Below are 12,807 nucleotides of genomic sequence, written 5' to 3'. Positions count from 1 at the left end.
TCGCGGCATCGGAGGAGATGGCGCATGCACATCACCTGGAAGCTCCTGATCGCCCCCGCCGCGGCGGTGCTCGCCGCCGGCCTGAGCCTCGTCGCCCTGCGACCCGCCTACGCGGCGACCCTCACCGAGGTCACCAACTTCGGTGCGAACCCCGGCGGCATGCGGATGCACGTGTACGTGCCCGACACCCGCCCCGCCAACCCGGCGATCGTGGTGGCCATGCACGGCTGCGGCGGATCCGGGCCCGGCTTCTACTCGGGCAGCGAGTTCGCCTCGCTCGCCGACCGGCACGGCTACATCGTGATCTACCCGACCGCCACCCAGCAGGCCGGCTTCGGCAACTGCTTCGACACCTGGTCCGACACCGCCAAGCGGCGTGGCGCCGGCAGCGACCCGGTCTCGATCATCTCGATGGTGACCTACGTCGAGCGGCAGTACGGCGGCGACCCGAACCGGGTCTACGCCACCGGCAGCTCCTCCGGCGGCATGATGACCAACCACATGCTCGCCCTCTATCCGGACGTGTTCAAGGCCGGCGCGGCGTTCATGGGCGTGCCGTTCAACTGTTTCACCGGCGCCGCGGACTACCCGCCCGGCAGCAGCCGCTGCACCGGCAACGGCGGCCTGGACCGTACCCCGCAGCAGTGGGGCGACGCCGTACGCCAGGCGTACCCCGGGTACACCGGACCCCGCCCCCGCATGCAGCTGTGGCACGGCACCAATGACACCCTCGTGCCGTACCGGCTGCTGCAGGAGGAGATCGAGCAGTGGACCGACGTGTTCGGGTTGAGCCAGACCCCCACGTCGACGGACACGCCGCAGTCCGGATGGAACCGCCGCCGCTACGCCGACGCGTCCGGCACGGTCCAGGTCGAGGCGTACAGCATCCAGGGCGCCGGGCACAGCCTGCCCTCCGGCGGCATGGCCGCCTACGCCCTCGCGTTCTTCGGCCTCACCACGCCCGGCGGTGGCCCCAGCGGCTCGCCGAGCGCACCGGGATCGGCGAGCCCGTCGGTGCCACCGGTGTCCAGCCCGCCCGGCGGCACCGCCTGCCGGGTCACCGACGTCGTCAACCCGTGGAACACCGGACTGACCGAGAGCATTACGATCACCAACACCGCCGCCACCGCCGTCAACGGCTGGGCGCTGGCGTTCACGCTGCCCGCCGGGCAGACCGTCACGTCGAGCTGGAACGCCACGATCAGCCCCGCCAGCGGCCAGGTGACCGCCCGCAACGTCAGCTACAACGCCGTGCTCGCCCCCGGCGCGTCCACGACCATCGGCTTCCAGGCGACCCACACCGGCAACATCGCCCGACCGGGCGCGTTCACCCTCAACGGCGCCGCCTGCACGCTCGCCTGACACCCTCGGAGGACCCAGATGGAGCTCTCCCGTCGCCGGCTGCGCGCGGTCGCCGCCAGCACCCTCGGCCTCGCCCTGGCCGCCGCCGGCGTCGTCGAGTTCGACGCGGTCGAGTCGCGATTCAGCGCGATGCTCCTCGGCTGACAGCACCGGCCCGGTCGGCGGTCGCGCGCCGACCGGGCCGTCCAGCCTGACCAAACCCTCCGCGGGGACCGCGGCCGTCCGTCAACCCGGGGCAGGCCCGGCGGCGTCCAGCAGCCGGCGGCCGATGGCGCGGGCCGTGTGGCGCAGCTCAGGGCCGCCCACGATCCGGAGGTCGCAGGGCAGGGCGGCGAGCTGCTCGGCGTACCACCACGGGTTGCCGGTGGAGCCGATCAGGCGGCAGGACGCGTCGTCCAGGGGCTCGAGCCGCCCGAGCGCCGCCGGTACGCGACCCGACAGCTCGCCGAGCGGGCGGTGCAGGACCAGGTCGGCGGTGTATTCCCAGCCGACCGCGAGGTGCTCCTCCAGCACCGCGACCGGGTCGAACGGCGCCGGCGGGTCGAAACTGGTGTCGAGCGGCGCGACGTCCAGCATCCGGTCGATGCGGTACGCCCTGCGCGCGCCGGACCCGTGCGACCAGCAGATCAGGTACCAGCGGCCGTGCCGGACGACGACGGCCCACGGGTCGACCTCGGCGTCCCACTGCGAGCCGGACTCCCCGCGGTACACCACCCGCAACCGCCGGAAGTCGGCGCATGCCTGCACGAGTGCGGCCGTGACCTGCGGGTCGGGCCGGGCGGCGGCGCGGTCGGGAGCCGGGGCGGTCGCCCGCCGCACCGCGTCGGCCTGGGCGGCGACCTGCTCGGGCAGTGCCCGCACCAGCTTGCCGAGCGCGGCGCCGACGGGGCTCGCCGGGTCGCCGGCGTCGTGGTGGCCGTCGAGGACCGCCATGACCAGCGCCAGGGCCTCCGCGGCGGTGAACGTCAGCGGCGGCAGTCGCAGGCCACGACCCACCCGGTAGCCGCCGTAGGGCCCGCGGACCGACTCGATCGGGAACCCCGCGTCGCGCAGCACGCCGATGGACCGCCGCGCCGCGCGCTCCGACACGCCGAGCCGCGCCGCGAGCCGGTCGGCGGTGATGCCGGGGCTCGCCTGGACGAGCTCCAGCGCGAGCAGCGCCCGGGAGGCCGGACTTTCCAAGGTCGCCCTTCCGCGAATCCGGACGTGAAACGTCCGGAACCGATCCTACCGTGACCGGCATGATGCTGAATGAGCCGCCGCCGGACGCTGGCGAGGCGGAGATGCTGCTGTTCGCCCTCGAACGTTCCCGCGCCCAGTTCGCCTGGAAGGCGGGTGGGCTGGACGAGACGGGACTGCGGCGCGCCCAGCCGCCGTCCACCCTGACCCTCGGCGGCCTGCTGAAGCACCTGGCGCTGGTGGAGGAGCTGTACACGATCGACTTCACCGGCAAGGCGCCCGGACCGCCGCTGGACTCGCCCGAGGCGGCCACGGACCCGGACTGGGTGTGGCGCAGCGCGGCCGGCGACAGCGCCGCCGAACTGTACGAACTGTGGCGCGGCGCGGTGGAGCGCTCGCGGGCCGCCATGGCCGAGGCGCTGGCCGACGGCGGCCTCGACCAGCCCGCGAAGTACCGCACGTGGGACGACGGGTCGGCGCCGAACCTGCGGCGGCTCGTGGTCGACCTGCACGACGAGTACGCCCGCCACGTCGGCCATGCCGACCTGCTGCGCGAGGCCATCGACGGGCTGGTGGGGGAGGACCCGCCGCTTTCGTGATCCTTTAGCTTTCGTGAAGACTCCCTCATGCGCCGTCACACCGCTTGCCGAAAAGGTTTTCAGGCTCGAATGTGGACGGACATGGAGCTCAGAGCAAGGAGCCGCCTGATCGTCGGTGTCGTCGCCGGTACGGTGGCCGCCGTCGCACTCGCCGCGGGTCTGTACGTGACGACGGGCGGGGACGACGACGGCGGGCGGCCGCAGGTCCAGGCGGCGCAGCAGGGCGGGCTGCCCGCCGACGGCACCGGCGGCGCCGGTCTGGCGAGCGCCGGCCCGTCCGCCTCGACCTCGACCTCGGCCTCCGCCTCGCCGCAGACCGCCGGTGCCTGCTCCCGTCCGGTCGGCGCCGCGCCGGTCGTGAAGGTCACCGACGTCGCCACCGGGGTCCGCGTCACCGGCTACGGCCGCGAGGGCGACACCGACCCGCTGCCGATGGCGATCGCGGCGGCGCCCGGCGGCGGCTCGTGGCTGGCGTGGCTCGGCACCGACGGCCGCGTGTACCTCGGCCGGCTCGGCTGCGACGACAAGCTCACCGGCACCCCGACCAGCTTCACCGGCATCGACCTGCAGGACGTCGCCGCCGACGCGAACGGCGGCGTGCTGCTGCTCACCCGCAAGGGCAACTGTGGCGGCGGGACCCTCTGCGGCGGCTCGTCGAGCCCGTGCAACACCATGCACATGATCCGGTTCGACAACTCCGGCAAGCAGGTGTGGGAGCGGCAGGTGACGAACCTGACCGGCGACCGCACCGGCTACGACGACGGCGCCAGGTTCGTCTGGTGGTACCAGCACCACGGCCGCCTCGCGTACGACGGCACGAACTACGCGGCCTACTTCGGCGTCGCCATCACCGTCAGGAACGGCGCGTGCGTCGACATCCACGAGGGCGACCGCATGCAGGTCGTCGGGCCTTCGGGAGCCCTCGTGCCGGGGCACGGCAGCTTCGAGGTGGGGTGCAGCCACAGCTGGACGACCCGCATCGCCTGGGACCCACGGGTCTCCCGCTTCGCGATGGTCTGCGCCACCGACAACGCGTGCCGGATCGCGCAACCCAACCCGTACCGGACCGTCGCCGCCGGCACGTGCGACGGCACGCTCTTCGGCGGTGACCTGGTCCTCGCCGCGTCGAAGGGCTACTGGACCGCGTGGAGCCAGGGCGGCAAGGCCCGCCTCGAGCGCTTCAGCACCGGCGCGTCCGAATCCACCGTCACCACCTCGGCGAAGACCGCGCATCCCCACCTGGTGGCCTACGGCTCCGGCCGGATGCTGCTGGCGTGGGAGTCGGGCTCGTCGATGACGGCGCAGGTGTACGACACGGGCGCCGCTCGCGCTGTCGGCGGCACGTTCACCATCGACGCGAAAGACCACGCGTACCAGGCGTTCAAGGCGTACCCGGACGGCAGCGTCGCCTACGCGGCGGCGGGCGCGAACGCGACGACGATCCGGATCGCCCGCGTGCAGCCGATGGCCTGAGTTTTAAGGTGGGGCGCCCCTCGCACAAGACGCCCCACCGGCTCTCATCCGGCCTCTCAGCCGACCGGGCGCTCCGGCCAGGTGCCGAGGTCGACCAGGTCGTCGCTGAACGTCGCCCCCTCGGCGAGCGCGATCGCGTCATGCTCGGTGACGTTCTCACCGTGCATGCTGACGAACAGGCTGCGCCCGTCGGCGTCGGGCACCGCGAGCTGGTGGCCGGGTCCGCTCAGGTACCACATCGCCGGCCGACCGCGGACGGTCCGGTTCGGCACGAACTTGCTGCCGTCGGCGTCCCAGTCGCTGACGTTGCCGTAGGTGAGGATCAGCGAGTCACCGGACGGCCCGCGGAACGACACGGAGCCCGACTGCCACGACCGGCCGTCCGCGCCCGCCGGACCCATGGCGGTCGTGCAGCTGTTCCACTCGGTGCCGGCCGGGACGGCGCTGACCCGGATCGGCACCGCGCACCGCAGGGACCGGTCGAGGTGCACGCCTGTCGCGGCGGCAGTGACGACGGTGGCGGCATCGGCGGTCTCCATCGTGAGCACGGCCCACAGCCCGTCGACCGGTTGCCACCACAGCACCCACGTGACCTTCCCCATGGTCCACCCGTCCGGGAACTGCTGGATCGTCCCGGCCCGGCCGGCCACGGTGACCGCGACCGGCGCCGGGCTCGTCGGCGGGGCCCCGCCGGCGGCCAGCCCGCCGAGCTTCGCCTGGTCCAGGTCCTGGCTGAGCACCACGGTCGCGGTGTGGTCGGTGGTGGCCTCCCGGGTGCCCGAGCCGGTCCAGATCTCGGCCCGCTCCACGCCGGGGCCGGACCGCCACCAGGCGCCGGTGCCGCCGAACACGGTCAGGTCGACGTCGAAGTGCAGCACCGCCCGGTCCGTCCCGACCGTGTCCGGTCGCTGCGCCGCACCCGGCACGTTCGCCACCGGCAGGGCCGCGGCCCTCGGACTCGACCTGTTGGCCGACACGTTCGGCGGCGCGGCGACCGTCGATCGACCGTCAGCACCGGGCAGCAGCTGCGGCACGGCAACTCCGCCCACGGTGAGGGCCGCGGCGGTGCCGGCCGCGGCGAACGTGAGCCTGCGCCGCCGGGCGGCCCTGACCCGGGCCATGGTGCCGGCGCGCAGCGCGGCCACATTCACGTCCCCCTCGCCGTGCGGGCGCATGGCGTCGGCGATCGAGTCCGCGAGCTCCGTGTGGTTCATCCGGTCCTCCCCGTGAGTGCCGGCTCGGTCGCACCGAGCCGGAGGCGCAGCGCCTGCAGTGCGCGGGCCGCGTGCGTGCGCACCGTGGCCTGGCTGCAGCGCATGATGTCGGCGATCGTGGCGTCGTCGAGGTCCTCGTAGTAGCGCAGGACCAGCACGGTGCGCTGCCGATCGGGCAGCCGGCGGATGTGCCGCCACATCGCGTCGCGCTCGACCGTCTCGGTCCCGTGGTCGCCGGGGGCCGGCCCGTCCAGCGGCTCGCCGACCGCGGGCTCCCGGTTGCTGCGCCGCCGCCACCATGAGTGCGCCGCGTTGGCGATGACCCGCCGCACGTACACGTCGGGCTGGTCGGTGCGCAGGATCCGGCCCCACCGCGGGTACGCCTTCGCGAGGGCCTCCTGCACGAGGTCCTCGGCGCGGTGCGGGTCACCGGTCAGGACCCGGGCGAACCGGACCAGACTCGGCCCCCGCACCGCGATGTACTCCTCGAATGTCACGCTGGGAACCTCCTTCGCGGGTCCAGACGCAACACGGCCCTCCGCTTGTTGACACGCCTTCTGTCGCCGATGCGACGCATGCGGGAAAACGCGGCAGCCGCCACCGAAGACGGTGACGGCTGCCGGATGGAGCGGGGTGGCGTTACCGCACGGCGTTGTAGGCGTTGATCTCGCCGGCGCCGTAGAACCCGTTGCGGTTACCGCCGGAGCAGGTGGCCTCGTAGCCGGTCAGCTTCGGGACCGGGTTGTAGACGCCGCTGGGGCACGGCAGCGGGACGGCGGTGCGCTCCAGGAACGAGGCAAGGGCGCCGGGCGTGAGGTTCGGGTGGGCGGACAGCGCGAGCGCCGCGACGCCCGCGGCGTGCGGGCCGGCCATCGAGGTGCCCTGCTTGTAGCCCCAGCCGTTGGTCTTCGTCACCGTGTTGAAGGTCGTGGACAGCACCGCGTCGGTGATCGTCGACGGGCTGCCGCCGGTGCGGAAGCGGGTGTCGCCGCCCGGCGCGGTCACGTCGACGACGCCCTGGCCGTACGAGGAGTAGTAGCTCTTCTGCTTGGTCGGGCCGACCGCGGAGACGGTGAGCACGCCGGGCGCCTCAGCGGGCAGGTCGACGCATGCGCCGGTGATGGTGCGGTCCTCGACCGGGTAGCTGCCGTCGTTCGGGCTGCCGCTGTCGACGAACTTGTGCTGCAGGTCGACGTTGGAGTTGCCGGCCGACGCGACGTTGAGCACACCCTTGCTCGCCGAGTACCGCAGCGCGCGCTGGACGGCGGTCCAGACCGGCCGCTGCCGCTCGTCGTTGCGGCAGTTGAACTCCCACGGGTCGATGAAGTAGCTGTTGTTGGTGACCCGCATGCCGTGCTCGGCGGCCCAGATGAACCCGCACACGGCGGCCTCGGGGTAGATGAACCCGTCGTCGTTGACGACCTTCACGGAGGCGACCTTCACGCCGGGCGCGACACCCGCCACACCGACGCCGTTGATGGCCGCGGCGATGGTGCCGGCGACGTGCGTGCCGTGGTCGGACGTGGTCGGGTTCCAGGCGGCCTCGGTCGTGTCGACGACGCCGCCGACGCAGGAGGCGCTCTTGTCCTTGGCGATCTGCGTGACGAGGTCCGGGTGGGTGCTCGAGATGCCGCTGTCGAGCACGCCGACGACGACGTCAGGGCTGCCGATGGTGACCCGGTGCGCCTGCTGGACGTCGATCTGCTTCATGTCCCACTGCTGGCCCCACAGCGGCTCGCCCGTCGGGTCGCCGGTCGCCTGCAGGGTCGCGGAGTCGACGACGGCCACCGTCTCGTCGTCGTCCAGCGCGGTGGCGAGCCCGCCGGTGGAGGCGACCGAGTCGACGCCGGCCCCGGCGACCGCGGACTGGAACGCCGGGTTGGTCGTGCGGGCCACCAGGACGCCGATCTGGTCGTAGCGCGCCACGACCGTGCCGCCGGCCGCGGCGACCCGGCTCACGGCCCGCGCGTTCGACTGCCCCTGCGGCGCCAGCACCAGGTACGTGCTCTCCGGCCCGACCGCCCACGCCGTCGACGATGTGGTGGCCACAGCCACACCGCCGGCCCCAGCAGCCAGGGCCGACACGACCGCCAGCGTAGTTCGACGAGAAAGTCTCACCGTGTTCCCTCCGTCAGGAATGTCCGGTTGACAACGCGACGCGGTAGCGCCGCTCGCCGAAAACAGCGCTCCACCGCCCGCCCGCGTTACAGTCGACGCCCCGTCGTTGTCCACCGAATGGGGGACAAGAAAGCAGGAAGTGCCGCGTACCGTACGCGGAATGCAGCAGGTGCGGGTGCTGGGGCCTACGGCGGTCGTCGGGGAGGGCGGGCAGGAGATCGAGCTCGGCGCCCGGCGGCATGCCGAGGTGCTGGCGCTGCTGGCGGCGCACCGCGGGCGCCAGGTGAGCACGGAGGTGCTCGCGGACCTGGTGTGGCGGGGGGATCCGCCGCCGTCGGCGGCCACCACGCTGCAGGGGTACATCTCGCGGCTGCGGCGGATGCTGGAGCCGCAGCGGACCGGCAACGCGGCGCCGAGGTCGATCGTGACGGTCGGGGACGGGTACCGGCTGGCCCTGCCGACCGACGCGGCGCGGTTCGAGACCGATCTGAAGGCGGCGCGGGAACTGCTCGACGCGGAGCCGGGCCGGGCCGCGGAGCTGCTGAGCGCGGCGCTCGGGCTGTGGCAGGGCGAGGCGTACGCGGAGGTGCGCGACATCGAGGCGGTGCTGCCCGAGGTGCACCGCCTCGAGGAGCTACGGGTCGTGGCGCGGGAGGCGCACGCCCAGGCGCTGCTCGCGGCCGGGCAGGACGCGGAGGTGGTGCCGGACCTGCGGCGGCTGGTAGGCGAGCACCCGATGCGGGAGCGCGGCCCGGCGCTGCTGGCGACCGCCCTGTACCGCAGCGGCAGGCAGGCGGACGCCCTGGCGGTGCTCCGGGACCTGCGGGAGCGGCTCGTGCGGGAGCTGGGCATCGACCCCGGTCCCGAGGTCGCGGCGCTGGAGAAACGCCTGCTCAACCAGGATCCCGCCCTGATCGCGAAGAAGCCGGCAAGTCCGAAGGCGGGCGCGAAGCCCTTCGCCGGGCGGAAGGCGGAGCTGGCGGCGCTCAGGCAGGCCTGGGAGCGGGCACAGGCCGGGGGCACGGCGACGGTCGTGGTCCGCGGGGAGGCCGGCATCGGCAAGACCCGGCTGGTCGAGGAGGCGTTCGAACGGGCGAAGTGGGGTCGCTGCCCCGCCGCGCCCGGCGCCCCCGCGTACTGGCCGTGGGCGCAGATCCTCGGCGGGCTGCCGGCGGTCGACGCGGCGATGGAGGCCGGACGGTTCGCGTTCGGGCTCGACCTCGCCGGCAGGCTGCGCGAGATGGCCGCGAACCCGGCCGGCGGGCGGCGGGAAGGGGCCGGCGACCCAGCCGTCGTCGTGCTCGACGACGCGCACTGGGCCGACCCCGACTCGCTCGTCGTGCTGGAGATCGCGCTCGACGCGCTCGGTGACGCCCGGCTGCTGCTGATCCTCACCGCCCGGGACGACCCGCCGCGGGCCCCGGAGGAGCTCGGCAGGGTCCTTGCCGGCATGGCCCGCCGCCGGGGGCACCTCGACCTCCGGCTCGCCGGCCTGACCGGCGACGAGACGACGGAGCTGCTGGCCGGCCACCCGTTCGCACCGGGACAGGTCGCCGCGCTCGCCGCCCGTACCGGCGGCAACCCCTACTTCCTGGGGTCGCTCGCGGCGCTCGGCACGGACGCCGAACTGCCCGGCGACGTGCGTGACACCGTGCGGGCCAGGGTCGCGGCACTCCCCGACGGCGGCGGGGACCTGATGGCGGCCCTCGCGCTCGCCGGCAGCGACCTGCGGGTCACCGTCGCCGCCGCGGCCGCCGCGCGCACACCGGAGGCGATCGAGCAGGCCCTCGCGGCCGCCCTGCGCGCCGGCCTCATCGAGGAGCCGACACCCGGATGGCTGCGCGTCGGTCACGACATCGTCCGCGAGGCCGTGGCCGCCGACATCGGGCCGGTCCAGCGCATCACCCTGCACACCCGCCTCGCCGACGCCCTCACCGAGAAGGGCGCGCCCACCGCGAAGAGCGCCGTCGCGGAGCACCGGCTGGCCGCGCACGACGAGCGGGCCGCCGGCGCCGCTCTCGACGCCGCGCGGGAGGCCCTGGCCCGGGCGGCCCTCGACGACGCCGCCACCTGGGCCGCCCGGGGACTGGCCCAGGCGACTGAGGACGACGTGCGGGCCGACCTGCACCGCGTCGCCGGGATCGCCGCGCGCCGCGCCGGGCGCCTCGAGGTCAGCGAAGCCGAGCTGCGCGAAGAGGCGGACATCGCGCGCCGCCGGGGCGACTGGGTGCGGTTCGCCGAGGCGGCGCTGGAGTCCGCGCCCGGCGGGATCGGCGGCTACTGGGCGATGTTCGGCATGATGCTCGGGCCGAGCGCGCTGCTGCAGGAGGCGCTGACCCAGCTCGACGCGGTGCCGGCGCCGCTGCGGGCGCGGCTGCTCGCCGCCGAGGCGACCCAGCGGGCCGGCACCGACCGGCCCGGCGCCGCCGACCTGGCCGCCCGCGCCCTGGCGGAGGCCGGCGACGACCGCGACGCCCGGGCCCGCGCGCTCGTCGCGTCGATCCAGGCGGCCTGGACCCCGGACACCGCGCCGCAGCGGCTCGCACAGGTCGAGGAACTGCTCGCGTTGAGCGCCCACGACGCCGGGCTGGAGGCCACGGCGGTACATCTGCATCGGTGCGTGCTGCTGGAGCTGGGGCGGCTCGCGGAGTCGACCAGGGCGGCCCGCCGGTTCACGGCGATCGCGGAGCGCGCCCAGGACCCTGACCTGGAGCTGCTCGACCGGTGGTGGCTGGCAGGGCTGCAGCTCATGCGCGGTGACATCGAGGCGGCCCGCGCGACCGCGGAGGCGGCGACCGAGGCGGCGGCCCTGGCGTCACCGGCGGCGGCCGCGCTCAGCGTCCTGTCCCGCTCGACCGTCGAAGGCATCGCCGCGTGGCACGCCGGCCGGCTGATGGACGTGGTCGGCGACGCCGCGGACCTCGCCGCCGGCACCGACCCGGCGTTCCTGCTCGTCGTCGCGCTCGGGCACGCCGAGGCCGGGCACCGTGACGTCGCGCTGCCGCTCATCGACCGGCTGCTCGCCGCCCCGCCCGAGGGTCAGCGCCGCACCCCGTGGGCCGTCATACTCAGCGCGGCACTCCTCGCGCTCGGCGACGAAGAACGCCTCGCCCGGCTGGTGCCGACACTGCGCTCGTACGGGCAGCAGATCGTCGTCCTGTGGCCCGGCGTCGTCGTGCTCGGACCCGCCCAGCTGTACCTCGGCGCCGCGCTGCACGACCCGCGGCTGCTGACGGCGGCGCTGGAGCAGGCCGAGGCGCTCGGCGCCTGGCCGTTCGTCGATCGGGCGCGTCGGCTCCTCACCAGTTAGGCACCAGCGACGCACCAACGCAGCGGCGCACCGTACACGGCATGACCACTGCCAAGTCCGAAGCGGTCCGCTTCGTAGTCCTACAGTTGCTGCTCGCCCTCGGCACCACCGCCGTCGCCGTCACCGAAGGCGTCGACGTGCGGCGGATCGAGGAGGCGTCGGCCCTCGGCCAGGCCGCCACCTACGGCACGGCCCTGACCCCTCTGATCGCCGCCTTCGTCGCCCGCCGCGGCTTCAAGGGCTGGGGCTTCCGCCGCACGTCGTGGCGCACCATCGCCGTCGGGTGGGCCGTCGGCGCCGCGGCGGTCCTCGTCGCGTACGCCGCCGTGTGGGCCACCGGCGCCGGCCGGTTCACCGGCGACGCGGGCACCGCCGCCCTCGCCGGGACCGTCCTGGTACTGCCGTACATCCTGCTCGCGCTCGCCGAGGACATCGGCTGGCGGGGGCTGCTCGTCACCCGCCTCGCCGAGGTCGTCCGGCCGCGCACCGTGTACCTCGTCAGCGGCTTCCTGTGGAGCCTGTCGCACGTGTGGCTGCTGCTGTTCCTCGGCGGCACCCCGGAGGGCGTCGCACCCCTGTACGCCATCGCCATGTTCACGGTCGGCACCACCGCGTTCGGGTCGATCCTGGCGTCGATGCAGCTGCGCTGGGGCATCTGGCCCGGCGCGGTCGCACACGCGGCATTCAACGCCGTCATGTACCACTTCGCCGAACCCTCCACCGCGTCCACCGGCACCGCCACCAACTGGATCGCGACCGAGACGGGCCTCGCCTACGCCGTCGTCATGCTGCTCGCGGCGGCTGCCTGGTTCGCGGTTGCGGCGGCGCACCAGCGGCGCACCAGCGGCACCGGCGACGCTGCTGTGCACCAACCGGAACTCATTCGTAGGAGCTCATAATGAACCCGCTCACCCTCCGCCGGCTCAGCGGCGCCGCCGCCGTCGCCGCAGGCCCGCTGTGCATCATCGGCGGGCTGCTCCACCCGATCGACGAAGGGCACGCCCACAGCCCAGAGGCGCTCCTGCAGCCGCACACGCTCGGTTCGGCGGCGCTGCTCGCCGGCACGGTGCTGCTGCTGATCGCGCTGCCCGGGGTGTACGGGTGGGTGGCCCCACGGGCCGGGAAGCTCGGCCTCGCCGGCTTCGTGCTGTACTTCCTCGGCAACCTGCTCAGCGCCGTGCCGCACCTGGTGCTGATGACGTTCGCCGCGTCGGACCTGGCCGAGCACCACCCGGGCATGATCTCGGAGCAGGAGGCGGTCATCGCCGCGCCGGCGTTCGAGACCGAGCAGATCGTCGCCGGCATCGGCCTCGTCGTCGGGCTGCTCGTCTTCTCGATCGGCCTGGTCCGGGCCCAAGGCCTGCCCCGCTGGGTCGGCTGGACGGGGATCGCCGGTGCGCTCGCCGTCTTCGTGCCGCTGCCCGTCCTGCCGGTGGTGACCGGCCTGCAGATCGAGCTGCTGCGCGGCGTCATGCTCGCAGGTCTCGGCCTGCTCGCGATCCGGTCCGCCCGGTCGGTCACCGCCGCCGCCGAGCCGGTCCTGGTGTGACCG

11 protein-coding genes are annotated in these 12,807 nt (G+C 74.2%); 7 read left to right on the top strand and 4 right to left on the bottom strand.

Annotated elements, in window-relative coordinates; genetic code table 11:
• Nucleotides 1-24: 24 nt before the first annotated feature.
• Both ACFY3L_RS25015 and ACFY3L_RS25010 read left to right on the top strand, forming a co-directional pair.
• On the top strand, nucleotides 25-1,362 hold the full coding sequence (locus ACFY3L_RS25015) for a PHB depolymerase family esterase (RefSeq protein ID WP_389328534.1): 1,338 nt from the start codon (nucleotides 25-27) through the stop codon (nucleotides 1,360-1,362).
• An 18-nt stretch (nucleotides 1,363-1,380) separates the two neighbouring features.
• Nucleotides 1,381-1,506 carry a hypothetical protein gene (locus tag ACFY3L_RS25010; RefSeq protein ID WP_389328531.1) on the top strand — a complete coding sequence of 42 codons (126 nt, stop codon included), beginning with the start codon at nucleotides 1,381-1,383 and terminating at the stop codon, nucleotides 1,504-1,506.
• An 81-nt stretch (nucleotides 1,507-1,587) separates the two neighbouring features.
• Here ACFY3L_RS25010 and ACFY3L_RS25005 read toward each other — a convergent pair whose 3' ends face one another.
• Nucleotides 1,588-2,544, bottom strand: a complete 957-nt coding sequence (locus ACFY3L_RS25005) for a helix-turn-helix transcriptional regulator (protein WP_389328528.1) — start codon at nucleotides 2,542-2,544, stop codon at nucleotides 1,588-1,590.
• Between the two features lie 59 nt (nucleotides 2,545-2,603).
• Here ACFY3L_RS25005 and ACFY3L_RS25000 point away from each other — a divergent pair, with 59 nt between their 5' ends.
• Together ACFY3L_RS25000 and ACFY3L_RS24995 are read left to right on the top strand one after the other, a co-directional pair.
• Nucleotides 2,604-3,140, top strand: a complete 537-nt coding sequence (locus tag ACFY3L_RS25000; RefSeq protein ID WP_389328525.1) for a DUF664 domain-containing protein — start codon at nucleotides 2,604-2,606, stop codon at nucleotides 3,138-3,140.
• Nucleotides 3,141-3,221: 81 nt separating this feature from the next.
• Nucleotides 3,222-4,613: a hypothetical protein gene (locus ACFY3L_RS24995; protein WP_389328522.1), complete on the top strand. Its 1,392-nt coding sequence runs from the start codon at nucleotides 3,222-3,224 to the stop codon at nucleotides 4,611-4,613.
• A 56-nt stretch (nucleotides 4,614-4,669) separates the two neighbouring features.
• Here the strand turns inward: ACFY3L_RS24995 and ACFY3L_RS24990 are convergent, their stop codons facing one another.
• From ACFY3L_RS24990 to ACFY3L_RS24980, 3 genes are all read right to left on the bottom strand, one after another.
• Nucleotides 4,670-5,827 carry a hypothetical protein gene (locus ACFY3L_RS24990; RefSeq protein WP_389328519.1) on the bottom strand — a complete coding sequence of 386 codons (1,158 nt, stop codon included), beginning with the start codon at nucleotides 5,825-5,827 and terminating at the stop codon, nucleotides 4,670-4,672.
• Nucleotides 5,824-6,324, bottom strand: coding sequence for a SigE family RNA polymerase sigma factor (locus ACFY3L_RS24985; protein ID WP_389328516.1), 501 nt, complete (start codon nucleotides 6,322-6,324; stop codon nucleotides 5,824-5,826). The genes ACFY3L_RS24990 and ACFY3L_RS24985 overlap by 4 nt, the downstream gene beginning before the upstream one ends.
• Before the next feature lie 142 nt (nucleotides 6,325-6,466).
• A complete protein-coding gene (locus tag ACFY3L_RS24980; protein WP_389328513.1) occupies nucleotides 6,467-7,876 on the bottom strand; it encodes a S8 family serine peptidase in 1,410 nt (469 codons plus the stop codon).
• 229 nt (nucleotides 7,877-8,105) lie between these two features.
• Between ACFY3L_RS24980 and ACFY3L_RS24975 the strand changes: the two genes are divergently transcribed.
• The 3 genes from ACFY3L_RS24975 to ACFY3L_RS24965 are packed head-to-tail and all read left to right on the top strand — an operon-like array spanning nucleotide 8,106 to nucleotide 12,804.
• Nucleotides 8,106-11,255 (top strand): BTAD domain-containing putative transcriptional regulator, encoded by a 3,150-nt coding sequence (locus ACFY3L_RS24975; protein WP_389328510.1) that lies wholly within the window; start codon nucleotides 8,106-8,108, stop codon nucleotides 11,253-11,255.
• 41 nt (nucleotides 11,256-11,296) lie between these two features.
• Nucleotides 11,297-12,154 carry a CPBP family intramembrane glutamic endopeptidase gene (locus ACFY3L_RS24970; RefSeq protein ID WP_389328507.1) on the top strand — a complete coding sequence of 286 codons (858 nt, stop codon included), beginning with the start codon at nucleotides 11,297-11,299 and terminating at the stop codon, nucleotides 12,152-12,154.
• The gene (locus tag ACFY3L_RS24965; protein WP_389328504.1) at nucleotides 12,154-12,804 is read left to right on the top strand and encodes a hypothetical protein; all 651 of its coding nucleotides are present in this window, start codon (nucleotides 12,154-12,156) and stop codon (nucleotides 12,802-12,804) included. The genes ACFY3L_RS24970 and ACFY3L_RS24965 overlap by 1 nt, the downstream gene beginning before the upstream one ends.
• Nucleotides 12,805-12,807: the final 3 nt, after the last annotated feature.

This window comes from Dactylosporangium sp. NPDC000521, from assembly GCF_042898305.1.
GTDB lineage: Bacteria > Actinomycetota > Actinomycetes > Mycobacteriales > Micromonosporaceae > Dactylosporangium.
The sequence above is the reverse complement of the archived record's forward strand: the minus strand, read 5'-3'. Positions and strand labels throughout refer to the sequence as shown.

What these genes read in the sequence shown, in the direction of transcription:
- ACFY3L_RS25015 (WP_389328534.1), top strand. Translation starts at nt 25, where the DNA reads ATGCACATCACCTGGAAGCTCCTGATCGCCCCCGCCGCGGCGGTGCTC.
- ACFY3L_RS25010 (WP_389328531.1), top strand. Translation starts at nt 1,381, where the DNA reads ATGGAGCTCTCCCGTCGCCGGCTGCGCGCGGTCGCCGCCAGCACCCTC.
- ACFY3L_RS25000 (WP_389328525.1), top strand. Translation starts at nt 2,604, where the DNA reads ATGATGCTGAATGAGCCGCCGCCGGACGCTGGCGAGGCGGAGATGCTG.
- ACFY3L_RS24995 (WP_389328522.1), top strand. Translation starts at nt 3,222, where the DNA reads ATGGAGCTCAGAGCAAGGAGCCGCCTGATCGTCGGTGTCGTCGCCGGT.
- ACFY3L_RS24990 (WP_389328519.1), bottom strand. Translation starts at nt 5,827, where the DNA reads ATGAACCACACGGAGCTCGCGGACTCGATCGCCGACGCCATGCGCCCG.
- ACFY3L_RS24975 (WP_389328510.1), top strand. Translation starts at nt 8,106, where the DNA reads ATGCAGCAGGTGCGGGTGCTGGGGCCTACGGCGGTCGTCGGGGAGGGC.
- ACFY3L_RS24970 (WP_389328507.1), top strand. Translation starts at nt 11,297, where the DNA reads ATGACCACTGCCAAGTCCGAAGCGGTCCGCTTCGTAGTCCTACAGTTG.
- ACFY3L_RS24965 (WP_389328504.1), top strand. Translation starts at nt 12,154, where the DNA reads ATGAACCCGCTCACCCTCCGCCGGCTCAGCGGCGCCGCCGCCGTCGCC.